Below are 21,530 nucleotides of genomic sequence, written 5' to 3' on the forward strand. Positions count from 1 at the left end.
GGGGAGATTCACGCGACATGAACACCCGTACAATGCTGCTCGCGACCGTCTGCGCCGCCATCGGCGTTCCGGCCTTCGCCGCGGACGACGACGCCACAGTCTCCGAACTGGTGGTGACCGCCCAGAAGCGTGAGGAGCGCCTCGTGGACGTCCCCCTCGCCGTTCAGGCGCTGAGCGGCGAGGACATCGCGCGCAGCGGCGCGGTCAAGGTGTCCGACCTCACCAAGCTGATCCCCGGGGCCAGCGTGGTCTCCAGCACGACGCCCGGCTTCGAGACGGTGCAGATCCGCGGCGTGTCCAGCGGGACGACCGGCGACGGGCTCGTCGGCTACTACATCGACGACACGCCCTTCGGCGTTCCGAACCTGCAGCTCACGCCGCCGGCGCGGCTCCTCGATCTGGAGCGCGTCGAGGTCATCCGCGGCCCCTCGGGCACGCTCTACGGCCAGGGCTCGATGGGCGGCACCATCAAGCTGATCACCGCCAAGCCCGACTCCAGCGCCTTCTCCGGCAAGGCCCAGAGCGAGCTCTCCACGACGGAGGGCGGCGGGACCAACTACAACGTCGACGCGGTGGTCAACCTGCCGCTGGTGGCCGGCAAGCTCGCGGCCCGCATCTCAGCCGGCTACGAGAAGCTCAGCGGCTTCGCCGAGGCGCCCGAGCTGCGCGAGCGCAACGTGAACGGCTTCAAGGGCACGAACGCGCGCCTGACGCTGGGCTGGACGCCCTCGGACGACGTGACGGTCACCGGCTTCGTCTGGACGATCCGCAACAAGCAGGACTTCTCGAACAGCCTGACGCCGAACAACGCGACCACGCGGCTCCTGGCGCCGACGCCGTTCAACCTTCCGGGCATCGTGGGGACCGGCGGCCGGCGCGGCTACACCGACGTCGACGCCGACATCTACTCCGCGACGGTGAACTGGGACGTCGGGTTCGCAGACCTGGTGGCCAACACCTCGTACGTCGACCACGAACTCGACTTCCTGGCGCCGCTCCTGACGATCCTCGTCAACGACTCCACGTTCCACACCAAGTCGTACACCAACGAAGTGCGGCTCTCGTCCAAGGCGGATAGCCCCGTCACCTGGATCGTCGGCGGCTACACCCGCAACGCCAAGATCCGCTCCGACATCTTCTACTATTCGCAGCTCACGCCCACCGCCGCGCGGACCGGGATCATCAACACCCTCGGCACGATCGACACCGACAGCTACTCGGTGTTCGGCGAGGTGTCGGCCCCGCTCCTCGACGGTCGCCTCACGCCCCTCTTCGGCCTGTCCTACTTCAAGGACGACCGAAGCACGAACGGCGTCGACCGGGCCACCGGCGCGCCGCGGGTCGGGCAGCTCAAGTTCGACAGCTGGAACCCGCGCTTCAACCTCAAGTACAAGCCCGCGGACAACGGCACGATCTTTTTCAACGCGGCCAAGGGCTTCCGCTCGGGCGCGCTGCAGACGCCGGCGCAGGCGGCCGCGGCCAACGTGACGCTCGGGCTCCCTGCGGGGACGATCCAGACCAGCGTTCAGCCCGACAAGCTCTGGACCTACGAACTGGGCACGCGGTGGGAACTGGCCAACGGCCAACTGCTGGTCGAAGGCTCGGTCTACCGCACCGACTGGGACAACGTCCTGGTCCAGTTCGCGACCGCCGCGGTGATCTCGCTGGCCAACGGCGGCGACGCGAAGATCGAGGGCGCCGACTTCGGTCTGAACTACCGTCCCGACTGGGCGCAGGGCCTGACGCTGGCCGCCACTGGCAACATCCAGGACGCCCGGTTCAAGCGGGTGACGGGCGCGCTGTCGGTGGGCACGGCGATCGTGAAGGGCGGCAAGGTGCCGAACGTGCCCGACATGAGCCTGACGCTGTCGGCCGACTATCGCCGCGAGCTGGCGGCCCTGGGCGGGGTCACCGGCACGTTCTACCTGGGCTACGCCTTCCGGGACAACGTGATCGACGCCACCACCAAGAACCTCCGGGCCGGCGAGCTCAACGACCTCACGGTCCGGCTCGGTGTCGAGAAGGACAACTGGCGGCTCGAGGGCTTCATGCTCAACGGCCTCGACGACAAGGACCCGGTGGCGATCGGCTCGACCGCCGTGCAGATCCTCTATCCGCGGCGTTACGGCGTGCAGCTTGGGATCAGCTTCTAGGGCGTCCTGCGGCCCAGACTGGCGGTTGCGGTCCTGCGGGGGCCGTGACCGCCCGATCTCCCAGTCCTCCCGTGCGTAAGGCGGAAGCGAACGTGTCCCAGTCGCGTCTGATGACCATCGCCGAGCAGTCGGCGCATTTCCTGAACCGGCCGCAGGGTGGTCCGCCGCCGGGTCCCGTCACAGGCGCCGCGGCCTGGTGCGCGCCCGACCTCGGCGGCGCCGAGGACTGGAGCGAACGGCTCAGTCCCGACCTTGTCGCCGCCGTGGACGCGGCGATGGCCCGGGTGAGGGGGCGAGACCTCGACGCCCTGGGACCGGCCGACGTGATGCTGGAAGGCCAGGCCGAGACCGTGGCGCGCTGGCGCGAGACGCTTGCGCGCGGGCGCGGCTTCCTCGTCCTGCGCGGCGCGCCTGTGGAGCGCTGGGACCTCGCCGAGCAGAAGCTCTTCATGCGCGTCCTGGGTCTGCAGTTCGGGCGGCTGGGGTTCAACAATCCGCAGGGCGACGTGATCGGCGAGGTGCGCGACACCGGCGCCGCTGGCCGCGATCCGCACGCGCGCCTCTACGCCACCTCGGGCGAGTTCAGGTTCCACTGCGACGCCGCTGATCTTGTAGGCCTGTTGTGCGTGCGCCCGGCCATGACCGGCGGCGACAGCCGCATCGCAAGCTCGTCCGCCGTCTACAACGAGCTGCGCCGTCGCCGCCCGGATCTGGCGGCGAAGCTGTTCCGGCCGATGCCGTTCGACCTGCGCAACGAACAGGCCGCCGACGCTGCGCCCTTCGCCGAGATGACTCCCTGCACCTTCGACGGCGACCGGCTCTACACGTTCTACATCTCGGACTACTTCCGCAGCGTGGAGCGGCACGGCATCGCCGTGGATCGCGACCTGCTGGACACGTACGATGCCCTCGCCGAGGAGCCCGGTGTCGGGCTGAAATTCAGGCTGGAGGCGGGGGACATCCAGATCCTCAACAACCACGCGCTGCTGCACGCCCGCACCGCGTTCGAGGATGCGCCGGGCCATGAACGGCTGCTGCTGCGTTTCCTGGTCTCGGTCGGGGCCTGACGGATGGACCCGCTTCCACTTGCGGGGGTCCGGGTCCTGGAGCTCGGCGGCGGCCTGTCCGCAGCGTTCTGCGGCCGGCAGCTCGCGCTCTGGGGCGCCGAGGTGGCCGTCTCAGCCGAGCAGGCCGCGGTCGTGGCGGCGGCGGGACCGACGATCCGGCGCGACGGGCGCGCCGCCTCTGCCGCGGAAGCCTACCTTCAGACCGGCAAGCGGCGGCTCACCGACAACGGGCGCGGCCTTCTGGACGCCGCCGACATCGTGATCGGCGGCTTCGAGCCGCCCGGCGCGGCCGGTTGGGACGACCTCGCCGCGCGGCGGCCTGGCGTGGTCTTCGTGTCCATCTCGCCCTTCGGCCTCTCGGGGCCGCGAGCGGGGCAGGACGCGTGCATCGCCGAGCTGGAGGCGCTGAGCGGCTACCTCAGCCTCAACGGTCCGGCGGACGGACCCCCGCTTCCCGCGCCGGCGCGGCTGCTCGACTACGCGATCGGCGCCAACGCCTTCGTGGGCGCGATGGGCGGCCTCATCCGCCAGAGGCGTTGGGGGTGCGGGGAGCTCGTGGAGATCTCGGGGCTGGAGACGATCGCCGGCCTCGTCCCCTTCGTGCGCGAGCAGCAGCAGGGCCACGCCACGGTCCGCAACGGCGGCACGCCCGAGGGCGCGCGGCTGCTTCCGTGCCGGGACGGCCATGTCGCCGTCGCCCCGGCGATCGGCGTCCACCTCGAGGCCTACCGCGAGGTTCTGTGTGTGCCCGACGACGTCGTGATCGAGATTCCGGAGGCGCGGGTGCTCGGTGCGGGGGTCGACCGGGTGGCCGCGGCCCTGGCGCCCTACGCCTCGCGGCTTTCCATGGAGGAGGTGTTCCTGGGGCTTCAGGTTCGCGGCGTGGTCTGCGGCAAGGTCCAGTCCCTCGACGACGTCCTCGCGGACCGGCAGCTGGAGGACCTGAAGGCCTTCTCGCCCCAGGCGACGGCGCTGGGGGAGGGGCGGATCCCGCTGTCGCCGGCGCGCCTCGACGGCGCGGCGCCGCCGGCCCCGGCGGCCCGCGAGGCCGCGCCCGCGTGGGCGCCGCGCAGCGACCGGGCGGGCGATGCGGGCGGGCCGGCGCCGCTCGAAGGCCTGCGGGTGCTGGACCTGACCCAGGCCTGGATCGGGCCGATCTGCGGGATCATGCTGGCTGACCTGGGCGCCGAGGTGATCAAGGTGGAGGGCCCCGCGCGCCCGGACATCTGGCGGCATCTGGGACAGGCCGAACCCGCCGGACCGCGGCCGCTGGACACCAGCTGCTACTTCAACGCCGCCAATCGCAACAAGCTCGGCCTGGCCCTCGACCTGGGATCGCCGGAGGGCGCCCGCGATCTGCTCCGCCTCGCGCGCGGCTCGGATGTCGTCATCGAGAACTTCACGCCCCGGGTCCTCGCGCGCCTGGGCCTGGAGCCCGCCCGGCTGCGCGCGGAGAATCCCCGGCTCGTGGTGACGTCGTTCAGCGGCTTCGGCGCCGAGGGGCCGCACGCCGACTTCAAGGCCAACGGCTCCTCGATCGAGGGCCTCGCGGGCTGGGACGCGCTCAACCTGGACCACCGCGGCCGGCCGACGCTGATGGGCGGCTACCCGGCCGATCCCATCTGCGGGCTCCAGATGGCGGGCTGCACGCTGGTGGCGCTCTACCGGAGCCTCGCGACCGGCGAGGGCGGGCACGTCGAGGGCTCGATGCTGGAGGCCGCCTGCGGCTACATCGGCGACGCCCTGCTCGCCCGCAGCCTGGAGGCCCGGGGATGCGGGACCGTGGCGTGGCCCGAGCCGGCCGCCCGCATGGAGGCGGCGTCCGGCGTCGACGCCTGGCAGGTGGCCGTGGGCGAGCGCCGCACGCCTGTCCTGTCCACGCTTCAGGCCCTCGAGGAGCCCCAGCTCGAGGCGCGCGGGTGGTTCATCACCCTGGACACCGACGGCCAGGGACGGGCGAAGCATCCCGGCCGGTTCTGGCGGTTCGATCGGTCCCGGCTGCCCGAGCCGACCCCGCCGCCCCGCCTGGGGGAGCACACCGACGAGGTCCTGCGCCGCCTGGGCGGCTAGTTGCCGGTGAAGCTCGGCTTGCGCTTCTCGAAGAAGGCGCCGACCGCCTCCTTGTAGTCCTCGGTGAGGCTGGACAGCAGCCACTGGTCCGCGTCCATGTGCATCACCGCCCGGTCCAGCGCGCCCGAGAGGCTGTTGATGCTCTTCTTGATCATCTGCACCGAGTTCGGCGGCAGGGCCGCGTAGGTCTCGGCCATCTCGCGGGCGGCGGCGTCGAGGTCGGCAAGCGGCACGACCTCGTCGAGGAAGCCCCACCGTTCGAGCGTCGCGGCCTCGAACAGCTTGCCCGTCATGATCATCTGCTTGGCCCGCGCCGGCCCGATGAGGTGCAGGCAGATCGGCACGGCGTTCCACATCAGGTTGATGCCGAGCTTGACCTCGCCGTAGCCGATCCGGGCGTTGTCGGCGCCAACGCGGAAGTCGCAGGCCGAGGTGATGCAGGCCCCCGCGCCCGTGGCGATGCCCTGGACCGCGCAGATCGTCGGCTGCGGGATCTCCTGCATCGAGCGCATGAGCTGCGCGCCGAACTCGGCCCCGCGGCGGCGCATCAGGATCGAGGCCTGGGCCCGCTGGCTGGGCGGGTTGGAGAGGTCTGCGCCGACCGAGAAGTCCCGGCCCTCGGCGCGCACGATCACGACGCGGGTCGCCTCGTCGTGCAGGAACTCGCGGCTGATCCGCTCGAGATCCTGCATCATCTCCAGCGTCACGGCGTTGCGGCGCTCGGCGCGGTTGATGGTCACGGTCGCGACGTGTCCGTCGCGGGTCAGTTCAACGAGGGCCACGCGCGTCTCTCTCCCAATTTCCTGGTCCGCGAGGCTAGACGACGGGCGCGGACTGAGCAAATGTTTAGTCGATAAGCGGAGGCCCAGGATGCGACGTCTCACGCCCGACGAGAAGGCGCGCTACGCCCGCGAGGGCTATCTTTGCCTGGAAGGCTGGCTGGATCCGGACTGGGTCGACCGGCTCGCGGCGGTGGCCGACGCCTTCGTCGAGCGCAGCCGGACCCTGTCGCAGAGCACGGCGGATATCCTGCTCGGGCCCGGCCATACCCCGGAGCATCCGATGCTGCGGCGGATCCCGCAGACGGTCGCCTTCCATCCGGTGTTCGAGGCGTTCGGCCTGACCGGACCTATCGTCGACCTCGCCGAGGACCTCCTGGGCCCCGACGTGCGCTTCCATCACTCGAAGCTGAACTTCAAGTCGGCCGGCGGCGGCGAGGAGATCCGCTGGCACCAGGACATCCAGTTCTGGCCGCATTCGAACTACGGGCCGCTGACCATCGGCGTCTATCTCACCGACGTCGACGACGACATGGCGCCGATGGGCGTCTTCGCCGGCAGCCACCGCGGCCCGCTCAGCCGGCTGCGGGACGACCAGGGCGCATGGACGGGCGCGCTGTCCGACGCCGAGGCCGCGCGCCTGGATGCGTCGGCGCTGCGCTGGCTGGCCGGTCCCCGCGGGACCGTGACCGTCCACAACTGCCGCGTCGTCCACGGGTCGCGGGCCAACCTGTCGCCGCGGATGCGGCCGCTGCTGCTGCACACCTACGCGCCCTGCGACGCCATCCCCCTGACGCGCATCATGGACCCGGTGAAGTTCGCCAATGTGATCGTCCGGGGCGGCCCCCCGGCCTACGCCCGCTTCGACGCGGATCCCTGTCCGATGCCGCCCGACTGGGGCGCGGGCGAGTACAGCTCGATCTTCTCGGTCCAGCAGGAGAAGCTGGGCTAGCGGTCGGGAGCCCCTCCAACCAGGATCCCGCACGTGGATCTGGGTCCCGGCATTCGCCGGGACGGTCGGAAGCTGAAATGGCGGCTCTCGGACCTAGTCCGCGTAGCCCGGCGACTCCGCGTCGAGCTTCCGCAGCAGGGCCGGCCAGGTGAAGGCGCCGGCCGAGCCGTCGAACAGCGAGCGCGACTGGTCCGTCACCTTCTCGGGCACGCCCTGGCGGGGCTGGACCAGCCGGGCGCCGGTGGATTGGGCGCGCACCTGCATGGTGCAGGCCCGCTCCAGGAAGTAGATCGCCAGCCACGCCGAGGCGCAGCTCGGCCCCACCGACAGCGTGCCGTGGTTGCGCAGGAGCATCAGGCGCCGGTCGCCCAGGTCGGCGGCCAGCCGCTCGCGCTCGTCGAGGTCGAAGGCGATGCCCTCGTAGTCATGATAGGCGACTTCGTCGCGCACCATCATGGCGTGCTGCGACAGGGGCAGGAGCCCGTCCTCCTGCGCCGCCACGGCGACCCCGTCGTCGGTGTGCAGATGGATCACGCATTGGGCGTCCTCGCGCGCCATGTGCAGGGCCGAGTGGATCACGAAACCGGCCGGGTTCACCGGATGCGCCGACGGGCCCACCGGATTGCCCTCGATGTCCACCTTCACGAGGTTCGACGCCGTCACCTCGTCGAAGCGCAGGCCGAAGGGGTTGATCAGGAAGTGGTGCTCGGGCCCGGGGACCCGCGCCGAGATGTGGGTGAAGATCAGGTCGTCCCAGCCTTCCAGCGCCACGAGGCGGTAGACGGCCGCGAGGTCCCGGCGGACTTCGGCTTCGGTCTGGACAGGCAGGTCGTAGGCCATGGCGATCGGCTCCGATGTCAGGGCAGGAGGTCAGGGCAGGATTTCAGGGCAGTCGGTCGCGAAGGGCCCTTCGCGCCGACAGGAGGAAGTGCAGTCCCGCCCACAGCAGGGCGGCGGTCGAGATCAGCAGGGCGTAGCGCAGGCTCTCCCGGCCAAGGGCGGGCGCGAGGGCGTCGCTGGCCACGCCCACCAGCCAGGGGCCGAGACCCAGGCCCAGCAGCGAGGACAGGAAGAGGGTCAGCGAGACGGCCGTGGCGCGCCGGTGCGGTTCGGCGAAGGACTGAATGGCCGACAGGGCGACGCCGCCGCCCGAGGCCGCCAGGAAGGTCGCCGCCAGCTTGATGCCGATGGCCAGGAACGGCGACGGGGCCAGGAACACGGCGGCGTAGAGCGGCGCGGAGCCGCCGTAGGCGATGGCCGGCAGCCAGAGCTCCCAGCGCGGGTCGCGGGGGATCAGGCGCGTGGCCAGCCATCCACCGAGCATGACCCCGAGGATCCCGCCCACGCCGCTGGCCGTGCCGGACCACAGGCCGATCTGCGTCAGGGAGAGGCCATGGACGCGGATGAAGAAGGCCGGGATCCACTGCGTCAGGCCGTAGGTTGCGAACGCGCCGACCGAGAGGGCGAGGACCAGGTGGCGCAGGGCCGGACGGCCGAGGAGGGCCCGCAGGGCCGCGCCGGCGGGCTCGGTGGACGCGGGCGCGTCGTGGCCCTGACGCGCCGGCTCGCGCAGGGTCAAGGCGATGATGAGGGCGAGGGGGACGCCGGCCAGCCCCACGGCGAACAGGGCGGCGCGCCAGCCCAGCTGGTCCGCGAGGAGCCCGGTCAGGATCAGGCCCCCGCTGAGCCCCGCAAGCCCCCCCGCCTGGAAGACGGAGATGCCCAGCGCGCGCCGGGGCCCGGGCATGTAGTCCCCGATCAGGGAGTGGGCGGCGGGCACGCAGCCGGCCTCGCCGACACCGACGCCCACGCGGGCCAGGAACAGGCCGCCGAAACTGCGCGCGAGGCCGGTAGCGGCGGTCATCAGGCTCCAGGTCGCGACGCAGACCGCCAGCAGCCGAACCCGCGAGGTGCGGTCTGCCAGACGGGCCAGCGGAATGCCGAGCGTGGCGTAGAAGGCGGCGAAGGCGAGGCCCGAGAGCAGGCCGAGCTGGCTGTCCGACAGGCCGAGCTCGGCCTTGATCGGCTCCAGCAGCACCGCCAGGACCATGCGGTCCATGTAGTTGAAGAACGAGACGGCGGTCAGGACCGCGAGGGCCCACCAGGCGCCGGAACTGACGGCCGGGCCGGTCGGCGCGGTCGCCGCGCCCTGAACCATCGCCGGCTCGCCCGTCGCCATCCCTGCGTCTCCCCGCGATCTTGCGTCGCTGAACAGGCGGACACCGTACGCAAAGAGGGTGGACTAATCAAATGTTCAGTGGTTCTCTTTCAGACCTAGGCAGGAGGAGCGCGCCTTGGACGCCGCCGAAGCGATTCCCATCCGCCGGATGGACTTCGAGTTCTCCGACGACGTCGATCTCGTGTTCATCGAGGGCGACCCGGGGCTGTCCTACTTCTTCGTGGGCGCATGGATGATGCTGCCCTACCTGGAGCCCTTCCTAATCCGCACGATCCAGGCCGCCACGCCGCTGATCGAGGATGCGGACCTCCGCGCCCGCATGACCCGCTTCTGCGCCCAGGAGGGCCAGCACTTCCGCCAGCACGCGCGCCTGAACGAGGTGGTCCGCCGCGTGCACCCGTCCGGGCCGAAGCTCGCCGAGCTCGAGAAGGCGGTCGAGGCCGAGTTCGCCGCCTGGAGCGCCGAGAAGCCGCTGAAGTTCAACCTGGCCTACGGCGAAGGCTTCGAGTCCATGACCTGCGCCGGCGCGCGGACGCAGATCCAGCTGGGCATGTTCGGCTGGATGAAGGAGCCGATCCGCAGCCTGATGTACTGGCACATCCTCGAGGAGATCGAGCACAGGTCCGTCTGCTTCGAGGTCTACGAGGCGGTGGTGGGCGACTATCTCTATCGCTCGCGCATGAGCTTCTGGTTCCAGCGCCACTACTTCGCCTGGTGCGGCCGCTTCGCCCGCGAGATGATCGCCGCCGACCCCGAGACGATGGCCCGGTACGACACGCCCGAATGGGCGAGGGTCCGCAAGCGGCGCGCCGCCGCCTACCAGCGCGACTACCTGCCACGCCTGCTGGGCACCTTCATGCCCTGGTACGATCCCGCCCGGGTGCGACTGCCCGACGGGTTCTCCGCCGCCCGCGCAGAGTTCTCGGCGCGCGCCGTCAGCGTTCAATAGACCGGAGCCGCCCGATGGATGACGCCGCCGCCCGCGACGCCCGCCTCGCCGAATTCGCGCAAGCCCTGGCCGCCCGGCCCATGGTGCCGGCCGACGGCCTTCTGCCCACCCTGCACCTGGGCGACGACGACATGCCCTGGATGGAGGCAGGCGACGGATCGGCGCTGCAGCTGCTGCACGTCGATCTCAATCAGGGCCTCTGGATCTCCAAGACGCGGCTGCCGCCCGGCTATCAGGTTCCGACGCACTACCACACCGGCCTGGTGTTCGCGGTGACCCTGGAGGGCGCCTGGTTCTACCGCGAGACGCCCGAGGCGGTGAACCGGCCCGGCTCCTACCTCTTCGAGCCCGCGGGCTCGCGCCACACCCTTTGCACCCCTGCCGACATGCCGGGCCGGATGGTGACGTGGTTCGCCATCTACGGCGCCAATCTCAATCTCGACGAGCAGGGCCAGATCACCTCGGTGATCGACGCCCGCGCCGCGCTCGACCTCTATCGCGGATACTGCGACGCCATGGGGCTGGACCGCTCGAAGCTGATCGTGGTCGGCGAATGACCATGCGGGCGGCCGTGATGCGGGAAGGCCGCTTCGAGGTGGAGCCCCGTCCGATCCCGAAGCCCGGCCCGGGCAATGTGCTGGCGCGCGTGCGGGCCTGCGGCATCTGCGGGTCGGACCTGCACTACTTCCACCATGCGCCCGAGATCATCGCTCGGGCGAAAGGCCTCGGCGCCGACACCTCGGCCATGGAGCGTACCCTGCGCGAGGGGCCGGTCCTGGGCCACGAGTTCGTCTGCGAGATCGTCGACTTCGGCCCCGGCGCCACCCGCGCCCTCCCGGCCGGGACGCGCGTCGTTTCCATGCCGTTCGTGCTGCGCGACGGCGCGCCCGTGCTGGTGGGCTCCAGTCCCGAGACGCCCGGCGCCTACGCCGAGTACATGGAGCTCACCGAGGCGCTGCTGCTGCCGGCGCCGGACAGCGTCCCGGACGAGGGCGCGGCCCTGGTCGAGCCCTTCGGCATCGCCGTCCACGCGGTCAACAAGGCGGCGCTGCGGGGCGACGAGACCTGCGTCGTCGTGGGCTGCGGCCCCATCGGCCTGGCGGTGGCGGGCGTGCTGCGGGCGCGGGGGTTCGAGGCGATCCTGGCCGCCGACCTGTCGCCCCGGCGCCGCGAGCTGGCCCTGGCCCTGGGCGCGACCGCGGCCGTCGATCCGCGGCGCGACAGGGTGCTGGCGCTGGCCGCCGACCAGGCGGCCGGCCGGCCCTTCGTCGTGTTCGAGAACACCGGCGCGGCCGGGATGCTGCACCGCCTCGTGCTGGAAGCGCCGAAGGACAGCCGGATCGTGGTCACGGGCATCGCCGCCGGCGACGAGAGCCTGCTGCCGATGGTGGCGATCACCAAGGAGCTGCAGCTCCAGTTCGTCATCTACTACACCGCCGAGGAGTTCGCCGAAGCCCTGCAGCTGATCGCCGGGGGGCGCGTCGCCTGGCGCGCCATGCTGACGGGCGAGGTGGGCCTCGACGGGGTCACCCAGGCGTTCGCCGACCTCAGCGATCCCGAGCAGCACGCCAAGATCCTGGTCCGCCCGTGGACGGACTGATCCCCGGCGCCGCGCGGCGCGTCCTGCGTCGCGGGGACCTGGCGTTCACGGCCTGGGAGATGGGCCAGGGGCCGCTCGTCCTCTTCGTGCACGGCTTTCCCGACACGCCGGCCACCTGGCGGCCGCTGCTGCCGCGGGTCGCGGCGCGCGGCTTCCGGGCGGTCGCCGTCACGTGTCGTGGGTACGAACCCTCCTCCCGGCCTGCCGACGGCGACTTCGGCCTCATGGAGCTGGTGGACGACGTCCTCGGCTGGCTGGACGCGCTCGACGCCCCGTCGGCGCACCTCGTCGGCCACGACTGGGGCTCCAGCCTGGTGCAGCTCGCCGCCGCCAAGGCCCCGCAGCGGGTCGTCTCGTTGACCCTGCTGGCGGTCGCCCACCCCGCGGCCTTCGCGGCCCTGCTGCCCGCCGACTTCGCGCAGCTCGAGCGCACCTGGTACATCCAGTTCCTGCAGGCGCCGGGGGCGGCCGAGGCCGTGGCCGCCGACGGGCGGTTCCTGGAGTGGCTCTGGCGGCGGTGGTCGCCGGGCTGGGAGCCCGACCCAGGGCCCCTCGCGGCCATGCGGGCGGCCTTCGCGGAGCCGGGGGTCCTCGACAGCGCCCTGGCGTACTACCGGCGCGCCTTCGCGGACGACCATCCGCGCTTCGCCGAGGCGCTGGCGCTGCTCGGCCGGGCGATCCCGTGTCCGGCCCTGGGCCTCGCGGGAGCCCTGGACACCTGCGTGCTCCCGGCCGCCTTCGAGCGCGCCCTGCCGCCCGAGATCTTCACCGCCGGCCGCACCGTCCAGGTCGTCCCGGACGCCGGGCACTTCCTGCACCTGGAACAGCCGCCCCGCGTCGCGGACGCCGTCACCGCCTGGCTCGCCGGCCGGCGCTGAAGCCGCGTCCGCTGACGGAGGCGGCTCCAGGGTCGGGACTCAACACCCGGTCATCCCGGCGAAGGCCGAGATCCAGATGGAATGGCTCAGATGCGGGTTCTGTGGGTCCGGAGCCCTTCCGTCACGATCCCGTACGTACCGGGAGGGGCGGAAGCTGTTGAAATCGCTGTCGAGCCTGAACCCTAGAGGTGGAACCAGACGTGGTTCACCGGCGCCCCGAGCGCTTCCGCGATCGCAGCCTCGACGTCCGGCGGGTCGTCGAAGCCGGGGTTCATGAGGCTGAGCACGAACCGTCCGAAACGCGGCTTGTGGTCGTCGCTGCACGCGTCGAGCGTCGTCGCCGACCCGCAGCATGGCGTCACCACGGAAAGGTCCGTGAAGTCGTGCTCCGCAGCGGCGCCTGCCGCGTCGTACCACCAGGCCTCGATGTCCGCTCCGCACGCCGGGCACCGTGGGCCGTCCCAGAACCCCAGGGGTACGAACACCTGCGGGCAGTCGAAGAACTCGGCATTGATTTCGTCGGCGTCGGGGTGCAGCTCCCGGGCGACCGTGCAGGCGCGGTCGGCGGCCTCGGCGGAAGGCTGCCAGTTGGCATCCGCGGGCACGAACTGCAGAAAGTTGTCGGACAACGCCATCCCTCCGGTCTTTCGGAACAGAAAGGGAACATTCCCTGACTGTCAAGCCCGGATGCCGCGGGTCAGTCGGCGTCCATCTTCAGGGCGGCGATGAAGGCCTCCTGCGGGATCTCCACCTTGCCGAACTGGCGCATGCGCTTCTTCCCCTCCTTCTGCTTGTCGAGGAGCTTGCGCTTGCGGGTGGCGTCGCCGCCGTAGCACTTGGCCGTCACGTCCTTGCGCAGCGCGCGCACGGTCTCGCGCGCGATGATCCGGCCGCCGATCGCCGCCTGGATCGGGATCTGGAACATGTGCGGCGGAATCAGGTCCTTCATCTTCTCGACCATGCCGCGGCCGCGGGCCTCGGCGCGGTCGCGGTGGACCAGCATGGAGAGCGCGTCCACCGGCTCGGCGTTGACGAGGATCGACATCTTCACGAGGTCGCCCTCGCGGTAGCCCTCGATCTGGTAGTCGAAGCTGGCGTAGCCCTTCGAGATCGACTTCAGCCGGTCGTAGAAGTCGAACACCACCTCGTTCAGGGGCAGGTCGTAGACCACCATGGCGCGCGTGCCGACGTAGCTGAGCTCGCGCTGCTGGCCGCGGCGGTCCTGGCACAGCTTGATGATCGAGCCGAGGTAGTCGTCGGGCGTGAAGATGGTGGCCTTGATCCAGGGCTCGCTGATCGAGTCGATCTTGACCGGGTCGGGCAGGTCGGCCGGATTGTGCAGCTCGATCTCGTCGCCGTTGGTCATCTTCACGCGATAGACGACCGAGGGGGCCGTCGCGATCAGGTCGAGGTCGAACTCGCGGCTGAGACGCTCCTGGATGATCTCCAGGTGCAGCAGCCCCAGGAACCCGCAGCGGAAGCCGAAGCCGAGCGCGGCGCTGGTCTCCATCTCGTAGGTGAAGCTGGCGTCGTTCAGGCGCAGGCGGCCGATGGCGGCGCGCAGGTCCTCGAACTCGGCCGCGTCCACGGGGAAGAGGCCGCAGAACACCACGGGCTGGACCTCGCGGAAGCCGGCCAGGGGCTTGTCGGTGGGCTTGCGCTCGTCGGTGATGGTGTCGCCGACGGCGGCGTGCGCCACCTCCTTGATCGAGGCGGTGATGAAGCCGACCTCGCCGGGGCCGAGCTCGCTCATCTCGGTCTGCTTGGGCTTGAACACCCCCAGCCGGTCGATCTGATACGTCGCCCCGGTCTGCATCATCTTGACCTTCTGGCCGACCTTGAGGGTGCCGTCGAACACCCGCACCAGCACGACCACGCCCAGGTACTGGTCGTACCAGGCGTCGACCAGGAGGGCCTTCAGGGGGGCGTCGGGGTCGCCCTTCGGCGGCGGCAGGCGGGTGACGATGGCTTCCAGCACGTCGTGGATGCCCACGCCCGACTTGGCCGAGCATTCCACGGCGTCGGAGGCGTCCAGGCCGATCACGTCCTCGATCTGCTGGCGCACCCGCTCGGGCTCGGCCGCCGGCAGGTCGATCTTGTTCAGGACCGGCACGATCTCGTGGTTGTTGTCGATGGCCTGGTAGACGTTGGCCAGCGTCTGGGCCTCCACGCCCTGGCTCGCGTCGACCACCAGGATCGACCCCTCGCAGGCGGCCAGGCTGCGGCTGACCTCGTAGGCGAAGTCCACGTGGCCGGGCGTGTCCATCAGGTTCAGGACATAGGTCTCGCCGTCGTCGGCCTTGTAGTCGAGACGTACGGTCTGGGCCTTGATGGTGATCCCGCGCTCGCGCTCGATCTCCATGTTGTCGAGCACCTGCTCGGTCATCTCGCGCTGGGTCAGGCCGCCCGTCTCCTGGATCAGGCGGTCGGACAGGGTCGACTTGCCGTGGTCGATGTGCGCGACGATCGAGAAGTTGCGGATCTTGTCGAGAGGCGTGGTCATGGCGGCGCCCCTCTACCACATCTCGCCGCGCAACATAGCCGCGCCCCTTTCGCGCCTCATCAACGTGGTTAATCGGCCGTTAAGGCGGGCCCGGTCATGCAGGGACGCTGGGCGGACTGATTCTTGTGCATTGGGAGGCGGGAAACGCGCCGATGGATCGTCGTAAGCTAATCGTCTCGAGCCTGGTCGCCGCCGCCGCGCCGACGCTGGTCCGGGCCCAGACCGTGCAGTCCCAGCCGCTGCCGCCGGCCGAGGCGCCGCCGCCGCCCAACTCGACCCCCAGCTATCCGTCGGCCGGCCCCACCGGCCAGGCGCCCGGCGCGCAGACCTATTCGCAGGACGAGATCGTCACGAACGTCTCCGACTTCCTGGGCGTGACGGCCGAGAGCGCGGGCGCCGCCGTCGAGCGGCTGTTCGCCAACAACGGCCGGCCCACCGCCTACATCGCGGGCGAGGAGGGCTCGGGCTCGTTCATCTTCGGCCTGCGCTACGGCCGCGGCCTGCTCTACATGAAGGACCGTCCGCCGATGGAGGTCTTCTGGCAGGGGCCCTCGATCGGCTGGGACTGGGGCGGCAACGCCAGCCGGGTCTTCACGCTCTGCTACAACCTGCAGGTCCCCGAGGTGATCTTCCAGCGCTATCCCGGCGTGGAGGGCTCGGCCTACCTGGTGGGCGGCCTGGGCGTGAACTACCAGCGCGCCGAGGACGTGACCCTGGCTCCGATCCGCGCCGGCGTCGGCCTGCGCCTGGGCGCCAACGTGGGCTACCTCGCCTACACCCGGAAGCGGAACGTCATCCCGTTCTGACCTTCCCGCGAGCGGGAAGGGGGGACCGCCCGCCGAGCGGAGCGAAGAGCGGGTGGTGGGAAGGGTGAGCGGCCGGCAGGGCGCGCGTCTCGACCGCAGCGCCTGAGCCTTGCCCTTTCCACCCCTCGCTCTACGCCCTGCGGGCTCGGCGAGCGGTCCCCCTTTCCCGCAGGCGGGAAAGGAAGGGCTCAGCGGCCGTCGAGGCTGGCGCCGACGCGCTGGCTGGGGGTGTCGAAAAGGCCGCGGCCGGGGACGTGGTTCAGCTCCAGGCGGATCCCGTCGGGGTCCTCGAACAGCACGGCGTAGTAGCCGGGCGCCCAGGGCTCGTCCTGCGGCGGGTGGACGATCGTGGCGCCGATCGACTGCAGGAACGCGTAGAGCTCGTCCACGTCCTCGCGCGAGCGCGCCCGCCAGCAGTGGTGGTGCAGGCCCACGCGGAACTGCGCGAACCGCGCGCCCGCGTGCTCGGGATCCGGCCGCCGGACGCCGAAGCCGGTGCGCCCGCCGACGCAGTAGTAGGTGTCCGGGCTGTCGGCGACCTCGCGCATGCCGAGGAACGGCAGCAGCTTGCGGTAGAAGGCGACCGAGGCCTCGAAGTCCCCCGCCGTGATGAAGGTGTGCGCGACGCCGTTCACTTCCATGCGCGGGAGTGGAGAACCGCCGCCGCTGGGGAAGTCAAACGCGGGCGACGGCCCGGGCCAGGGCCGCCGCGGGCCCAGCCCGGCGCAGGGCCGCGCCCGCCAGGCCGAAGCCCAGGATCATGAGGAGCCACGTCGCCGGCTCGGGAACGGCGCCGGTGTCGGGCGCCGCCGTGCGGATCTGCAGGGCCGACAGCAGCTGGTAGCGGGTCTCGCTCTCGGTCAGCAGCGTGAAGTCGGTCGCGCCGTCGGCGTCGAATTGGACCGAGATCCACTGCGGCATGGCGCGCCCGGGATAGCTGGGCCCGCCCGCAATGGCGCCTCCGGCCTGCACCGGCGCCGAGGAGACGCCGTTGAGCGAGAAGCGGGTCGCCCAGTTGGCGTCCCACTGCGGCATGAAGAGCTGGATGACGTACGAGCCCATGGGCAGGACGCCGAAGCCGAGCTGCAGCTGGGTCGGCGCCACGAAGTACGAGGTGGACTCCACGAGGGTGCGGTACTCGGGGTCCCAGCCGGGGCCGAACTGGCCGAAGCCGGTCAGGACGCCATAGTTCGGCGCGTTCGGCAGGCCCAGGCCGACGCTGGTGAAGCTGACGCCGTTGACGGTGGTGGCGGCGCCGAAGGTGATCGCGTCCACGAACGCGCCGGTGTTGATCACATCGGTGCTCTTGCCGGTGCTGTCGACGGGGGCCGACCAGACGATGGCGGCGCTGGCCGGCGCGCCCGCGAAGGCCAGGGCGGCGGTGAAGGCGAGAAGGGCGGTGCGCATGGCGATCTCTGAGTGGCGTCGTGGAGCGCCATTCAGGTTCGCGGGCCGAAATTCGTCAATTCGACCAGAGTCTTACGACGTCACCGACCGGGTCTTACGACCTCCCGCCTCGTCTAGCCGCGCAGCTTCGCGCCCACGGCCTTTTCGGCCGCCGCCACGATGCGGCCGGACAGGGCTTCGATCTCAGGGTCGGTGAGGGTCTTGTCGCGGGGCTGGACGACCACCTCGACGGCGACCGACTTCATCCCCTCGGGCACGCCCTGGCCGGCGTAGACGTCGAACACGCGCACGTCGTCGATCAGCGCCTTGTCGGCGCCCTGGATCGGGCGGACGAGGTCGCCCGCCGGCGTCGCGGCGTCCACCAGGAACGCGAAGTCGCGGCGCAGCGGCATCAGGGACGACAGCTCGAGCGCCGGCTTGGTCTTCACGCCCTTGCGCTTGGGCTCGGGCAGGGCGTCGAGGTTCAGCTCGAAGGCCAGCATGGGTCCGTCGGCGTCGAGCGCCTTCAGCACCCGCGGGTGCAGTTCGCCGAACTCGGCCACCACCACCTTGGGCCCCAGCTGCAGCCGCGCCGAGCGGCCGGGATGCCACCATCCCGCGTTCTGCCCCTGGACCACCTGCAACGCCGGGGCGCCCAGTTCCTCGAGCAGCGCCATGAGGTCGCCCTTCAGCGCGAACAGCGGGTCGCCCGCGGCCTTCGCCCAGTGCTTGGGCGGGTGCGGCGCGAGCAGGGCGGTCACCGCCGTCCACTGGTCGGCCGGCTGGTCGCCGCGGAAGTTTGGACCCACCTCGAAGAGGGCGACGTCGGCGAAGCCCTTGCGGGCGTTGCGGGCCGCCGCCTCGATCAGGTTGCCCAGCGCGCTGGGGCGCATGGTCGACAGGTCCGAGGCGATCGGGTTGGTCAGCACCAGTTCGGGCTGGCCGCCGCCGAACAGCCCGGCCCATTCGCGGCGCATGAAGCTCCACGTCACCGCCTCGGCGTAGCCGCGGGCGGCCATGGTGCGCCGCGCGTCGCGCATGCGACGCTGGCGCAGGGTCAGCGCGCCGCCGGGCGGGCGGGCGATCTCGGGCAGGGGCTCCACCGGCAGGGCGTCGAAGCCCTGGATCCGTGCGACCTCCTCCACGAGGTCGGCCTTGCCTTCCACGTCGCGCCGCCAGCTGGGCGGGGTGACGGTGTCCCCGTCCACCTTGAACCCGAGCTTCGTGAGGATCTCGTCGATCCGCGCGGCGGGTACGTCCAGGCCCGACAGCTTCTTCACATAGCCGCGGTCGAAGGCGAAGGGGGCGGGCGGGGCCGGGGCCCGGCCGGCCACGCGCACCTCCGACGGTTCGCCGCCGCAGAGCTGCAGGATCAGCTGGGTCGCCTGCTCGATCCCGTGGACCGGGCTCTCGGGGTCCACGCCGCGGGCGAAGCGGTACTGGGCGTCCGAGGTGATGCCCAGGGTGCGGCCCGTCTGCGCCGTGCGGATCGGGTCGAACCAGGCCGCCTCGACGAAGACGTCGGTGGTGTCGTCCAGCACCTTGGTGGACTCGCCGCCCATGACGCCGCCGATCCCGATGGCGCCCGTGCCGTCGGCGATGACGCAGATGTCGGGGCCCACGTCGTAGGTCTGGCCGTCCAGGGCCTCGACGCGCTCGCCTTCGCGGCCCAGGCGGGCCTCGATGAAGCCGCCGGTCAGCTTGTTGGCGTCATAGACGTGCAGCGGCCGGCAGTTGTCGTAGGAGATCAGGTTCGTCACATCGACCAGGGCGTTGATGGGGCGCAGCCCCACGCTGGTCAGCCGCTGCTGCAGCCACGCGGGCGAGGGGCCGTTCTTCACGCCCCGGATCAGGCGGCCGGCGAAGACCGGACAGGCCTGCCCATCCACCTTGATCTCGACGGGGTTCGGGAACGTGCCGGGCGTCGGCGCGACCGGATCCGGCTTCAGCGTTCCGACGCCCGCCGCGGCGAGGTCGCGGGCGATGCCGCGCACGCCCAGCCAGTCGGGCCGGTTCGGCGTGACCTCGAAGTCGATCGCCGCCTCCAGGCCGAACGCCTCCACGGCGCTCGTCCCGACGGCCAGGCTGTCCGGCAGCTCGACGATGCCGTCGGACTCCTCGGCGACCTCCAGCTCGCGCGCCGAGCAGAGCATGCCGTTGGACACCACGCCGCGCACCGGCCGCGCCTCCAGCGTGATCCCGCTGCCGGGCACATAGGCGCCGATGGGGGCGTAGATGGTGGTCAGGCCCGGCCGCGCGTTGGGCGCGCCGCAGACGATCTCGAGCCGGCCGTCCTTGGTCTCGACCTGGCAGACCCGCAGCTTGTCGGCGTTGGGGTGCCGCACCGCCTCGACGATCTTCGCCACGGTGAACTTGGCGAGCTTTTCGCCGGGGTTCTCCACGTGCTCGACCTCGAGCCCGGCCATGGTCATGGCCTCGACCACCTGCTCGACCGTCGCGGTCGTATCCAGGTGATCCTTCAGCCAGGAGAGGGTGAACTTCATCGGTCGGCTCCTTCGCCGAGCACTTCAAGAAGGCGGAAGCGTTCGCACCAGAGCATCATCTCGGGGTCGAACCCGCCGTTGCGGGTGAAGTAGGCCTGGTGGCCGTCGCGCCAGTCGTCGAGGCAGGTGTCGCCCTCACCCTCGTGCTGGGCGAAGCTCCACGGCACGTCGCAGAAGCGCATCTGCTCGAGCCAGACGGTCTCGATCACCGCGCGGGGACGGCCCGCGCCATCGTTCACGACCATGCGCTTGCCCACGTGCGTCTGCTGGCCGTCGGCGATCGACCAGCAGGTGGCGGTCTTGGCGCCTGCCAGCACGAAGCCCAGCAGCCGGTCGGCCATCTCGGGAGTGTCGCCGAACGCGAACGTCTCCAGCGACCGCCAGTCGTCGGTCACGACGGTCATGACAGCCCCGTCGAGGTATTCGGCGCCTGGAAGGCCGAGAAGCCGTAGTGCTCCAGCCAGCGCACGTCGCTGGCGAACATGTCGCGCAGGTCGGGCATGCCGTACTTCAGCATCCCCAGCCGGTCGATGCCGAAGCCGAAGGCGAAGCCCTGCCAGACGTCGGGGTCCAGGCCGCAGTTCCCCAGGACGTTGGGGTGCACCATCCCGCAGCCCACGACCTCCATCCAGTCGTCGCCCTGGCCGATCTTCACGTCGCCGCCCGAGCGGTCGCAGCGGACGTCCATCTCGGCGCTGGGCTCGGTGAAGGGGAAGTGGTGCGGCCGGAAGCGCGACTCCACCGCCGGCGTCTCGAAGAAGCGGGCGATGAACTGGTCCAGCGTCCACTTCAGGTGCCCCATGTGGATGGCCCGGTCGATGACCAGCCCCTCCATCTGATGGAACATCGGGGTGTGGGTGGCGTCCGAGTCCGAGCGGTAGGTGCGGCCCGGCACGATCACGCGGATCGGGGGCTCCTGCCCATTGGCGATCCAGGCCGGCAGCTTCTCGTTCAGCCGCTGCATGGTGCGGATCTGCACCGGGCTGGTGTGGGTGCGCAGCACCTTGCGCTCGCCCGTCTCGTCCTCGGGCAGCCAGAAGGTGTCGTGCATCTCGCGCGCCGGATGCTTCGGCGGGAAGTTCAGCGCCGTGAAGTTGTGGAAGTCGTCCTCGATGTCGGGCCCCTCGGCGAGCGAGAACCCCATGTCGGCGAAGACGGCGATCATCTCGTCCAGCACCTGCATGGTCGGGTGCACGCGGCCCCGGCGCTGGGGCGGCGGCGGCAGCGACAGGTCCACGCGCTCGGACGCCAGCTTGGCGTCGAGCTCGGCGGTCTCCAGCGCGGCCTTCCGGGCGGCGACAGCGGCCGCCACGGCGTCGCGCAGGCCGTTGATCCTGGGGCCTTCGACCTTGCGCTCGTCCGGGGTCATCCGGCCCAGGGTCTTGAGGAGCTCGGACACGGTCCCGGTCTTGCCCAGGGCCTCGATGCGGATGGCCTCCAGGGCGCCGAGGTCGGCGGCCGCGGCGATCCGGCCCTCAAGATCGGCCTGCAGTTGCGAGATGTCGGTCATCGGTGGTGTCCTAGATGACGTTGTGATGGAGGGAAACCCGCTCCTCCCCTGCGAAGCGGGGGAGGTGGATCGGCGCCGGAGGCGGCGAGACGGAGGGGGGCAAACAGGCGGCTCGCACGCCCCCTCCGACCCTTCGGGCCACCTCCCCCGCTTCGCAGGGGAGGCGCGCTCACGAAAAAGCCCCCCGGCGGTTC

19 protein-coding genes are annotated in these 21,530 nt (G+C 71.1%); 9 read left to right on the plus strand and 10 right to left on the minus strand.

Translation table 11 applies throughout. The features are described from left to right. Window positions 1–17: 17 nt before the first annotated feature. From AC2D8W_RS05270 to AC2D8W_RS05280, 3 genes are all read left to right on the plus strand, one after another. Window positions 18–2,153, plus strand: coding sequence for a TonB-dependent receptor (locus AC2D8W_RS05270; protein WP_484670651.1), 2,136 nt, complete (start codon window positions 18–20; stop codon window positions 2,151–2,153). A gap of 92 nt (window positions 2,154–2,245) precedes the next feature. Further along, window positions 2,246–3,220, plus strand: coding sequence for a TauD/TfdA family dioxygenase (locus AC2D8W_RS05275; RefSeq protein WP_484670652.1), 975 nt, complete (start codon window positions 2,246–2,248; stop codon window positions 3,218–3,220). 3 nt (window positions 3,221–3,223) lie between these two features. Then, window positions 3,224–5,290: a CaiB/BaiF CoA-transferase family protein gene (locus AC2D8W_RS05280; RefSeq protein ID WP_484670653.1), complete on the plus strand. Its 2,067-nt coding sequence runs from the start codon at window positions 3,224–3,226 to the stop codon at window positions 5,288–5,290. Here the strand turns inward: AC2D8W_RS05280 and AC2D8W_RS05285 are convergent. After that, window positions 5,287–6,072 carry an enoyl-CoA hydratase/isomerase family protein gene (locus tag AC2D8W_RS05285; RefSeq protein WP_484670654.1) on the minus strand — a complete coding sequence of 262 codons (786 nt, stop codon included), beginning with the start codon at window positions 6,070–6,072 and terminating at the stop codon, window positions 5,287–5,289. The genes AC2D8W_RS05280 and AC2D8W_RS05285 overlap by 4 nt on opposite strands. A gap of 88 nt (window positions 6,073–6,160) precedes the next feature. Between AC2D8W_RS05285 and AC2D8W_RS05290 the strand changes: the two genes are divergently transcribed. Then, a complete protein-coding gene (locus AC2D8W_RS05290) occupies window positions 6,161–7,021 on the plus strand; it encodes a phytanoyl-CoA dioxygenase family protein (protein ID WP_293483802.1) in 861 nt (286 codons plus the stop codon). Between the two features lie 93 nt (window positions 7,022–7,114). Here AC2D8W_RS05290 and AC2D8W_RS05295 read toward each other — a convergent pair whose 3' ends face one another. Both AC2D8W_RS05295 and AC2D8W_RS05300 read right to left on the minus strand, forming a co-directional pair. Next, window positions 7,115–7,861 (minus strand): class II aldolase/adducin family protein, encoded by a 747-nt coding sequence (locus AC2D8W_RS05295; RefSeq protein ID WP_484670655.1) that lies wholly within the window; start codon window positions 7,859–7,861, stop codon window positions 7,115–7,117. Between the two features lie 43 nt (window positions 7,862–7,904). Next, a complete protein-coding gene (locus AC2D8W_RS05300; protein WP_293483798.1) occupies window positions 7,905–9,200 on the minus strand; it encodes a spinster family MFS transporter in 1,296 nt (431 codons plus the stop codon). A gap of 115 nt (window positions 9,201–9,315) precedes the next feature. On the opposite strand from AC2D8W_RS05300, the gene AC2D8W_RS05305 reads away from it, so the two are divergent. Genes AC2D8W_RS05305 through AC2D8W_RS05320 form a run of 4 tightly spaced genes read left to right on the plus strand, consistent with a single transcriptional unit; the run spans window position 9,316 to window position 12,627 of the window. After that, complete coding sequence (locus AC2D8W_RS05305; RefSeq protein ID WP_484670656.1) at window positions 9,316–10,149, plus strand: metal-dependent hydrolase; 834 nt, start codon at window positions 9,316–9,318, stop codon at window positions 10,147–10,149. A gap of 14 nt (window positions 10,150–10,163) precedes the next feature. Continuing rightward, the gene (locus tag AC2D8W_RS05310; protein WP_484670657.1) at window positions 10,164–10,706 is read left to right on the plus strand and encodes a 2,4'-dihydroxyacetophenone dioxygenase family protein; all 543 of its coding nucleotides are present in this window, start codon (window positions 10,164–10,166) and stop codon (window positions 10,704–10,706) included. Further along, entirely contained in the window at window positions 10,703–11,749 is a 1,047-nt protein-coding gene (locus AC2D8W_RS05315; protein ID WP_484670658.1) for a zinc-binding dehydrogenase, read from the plus strand. The genes AC2D8W_RS05310 and AC2D8W_RS05315 overlap by 4 nt, the downstream gene beginning before the upstream one ends. Further along, a complete protein-coding gene (locus AC2D8W_RS05320; RefSeq protein ID WP_484670659.1) occupies window positions 11,737–12,627 on the plus strand; it encodes an alpha/beta fold hydrolase in 891 nt (296 codons plus the stop codon). Before AC2D8W_RS05315 ends, AC2D8W_RS05320 begins: the two co-directional genes overlap by 13 nt. Before the next feature lie 182 nt (window positions 12,628–12,809). Here AC2D8W_RS05320 and AC2D8W_RS05325 read toward each other — a convergent pair whose 3' ends face one another. After that, on the minus strand, window positions 12,810–13,256 hold the full coding sequence (locus tag AC2D8W_RS05325) for a hypothetical protein (protein WP_484670660.1): 447 nt from the start codon (window positions 13,254–13,256) through the stop codon (window positions 12,810–12,812). A gap of 68 nt (window positions 13,257–13,324) precedes the next feature. Beyond that, a complete protein-coding gene (lepA, locus tag AC2D8W_RS05330) occupies window positions 13,325–15,130 on the minus strand; it encodes a translation elongation factor 4 (RefSeq protein ID WP_293483789.1) in 1,806 nt (601 codons plus the stop codon). Window positions 15,131–15,282: 152 nt separating this feature from the next. On the opposite strand from lepA, the gene AC2D8W_RS05335 reads away from it, so the two are divergent. Then, window positions 15,283–15,936 (plus strand): DUF1134 domain-containing protein, encoded by a 654-nt coding sequence (locus tag AC2D8W_RS05335; protein WP_484670661.1) that lies wholly within the window; start codon window positions 15,283–15,285, stop codon window positions 15,934–15,936. 188 nt (window positions 15,937–16,124) lie between these two features. Here AC2D8W_RS05335 and AC2D8W_RS05340 read toward each other — a convergent pair whose 3' ends face one another. From AC2D8W_RS05340 to pheS, 5 genes are all read right to left on the minus strand, one after another. Next, window positions 16,125–16,577, minus strand: a complete 453-nt coding sequence (locus AC2D8W_RS05340; RefSeq protein ID WP_484670662.1) for a VOC family protein — start codon at window positions 16,575–16,577, stop codon at window positions 16,125–16,127. Between the two features lie 34 nt (window positions 16,578–16,611). Beyond that, a complete protein-coding gene (locus AC2D8W_RS05345) occupies window positions 16,612–17,343 on the minus strand; it encodes a PEPxxWA-CTERM sorting domain-containing protein (protein ID WP_484670663.1) in 732 nt (243 codons plus the stop codon). Window positions 17,344–17,456: 113 nt separating this feature from the next. Continuing rightward, window positions 17,457–19,826 (minus strand): phenylalanine--tRNA ligase subunit beta, encoded by a 2,370-nt coding sequence (pheT, locus tag AC2D8W_RS05350; protein WP_484670664.1) that lies wholly within the window; start codon window positions 19,824–19,826, stop codon window positions 17,457–17,459. After that, window positions 19,823–20,230: an ASCH domain-containing protein gene (locus AC2D8W_RS05355; RefSeq protein ID WP_484670665.1), complete on the minus strand. Its 408-nt coding sequence runs from the start codon at window positions 20,228–20,230 to the stop codon at window positions 19,823–19,825. The genes pheT and AC2D8W_RS05355 overlap by 4 nt, the downstream gene beginning before the upstream one ends. Beyond that, window positions 20,227–21,336 carry a phenylalanine--tRNA ligase subunit alpha gene (gene pheS, locus AC2D8W_RS05360; protein ID WP_484670666.1) on the minus strand — a complete coding sequence of 370 codons (1,110 nt, stop codon included), beginning with the start codon at window positions 21,334–21,336 and terminating at the stop codon, window positions 20,227–20,229. Before pheS ends, AC2D8W_RS05355 begins: the two co-directional genes overlap by 4 nt. Between the last annotated feature and the right edge of the window lie 194 nt (window positions 21,337–21,530).

The organism is Phenylobacterium sp. T106 (assembly GCF_057219735.1).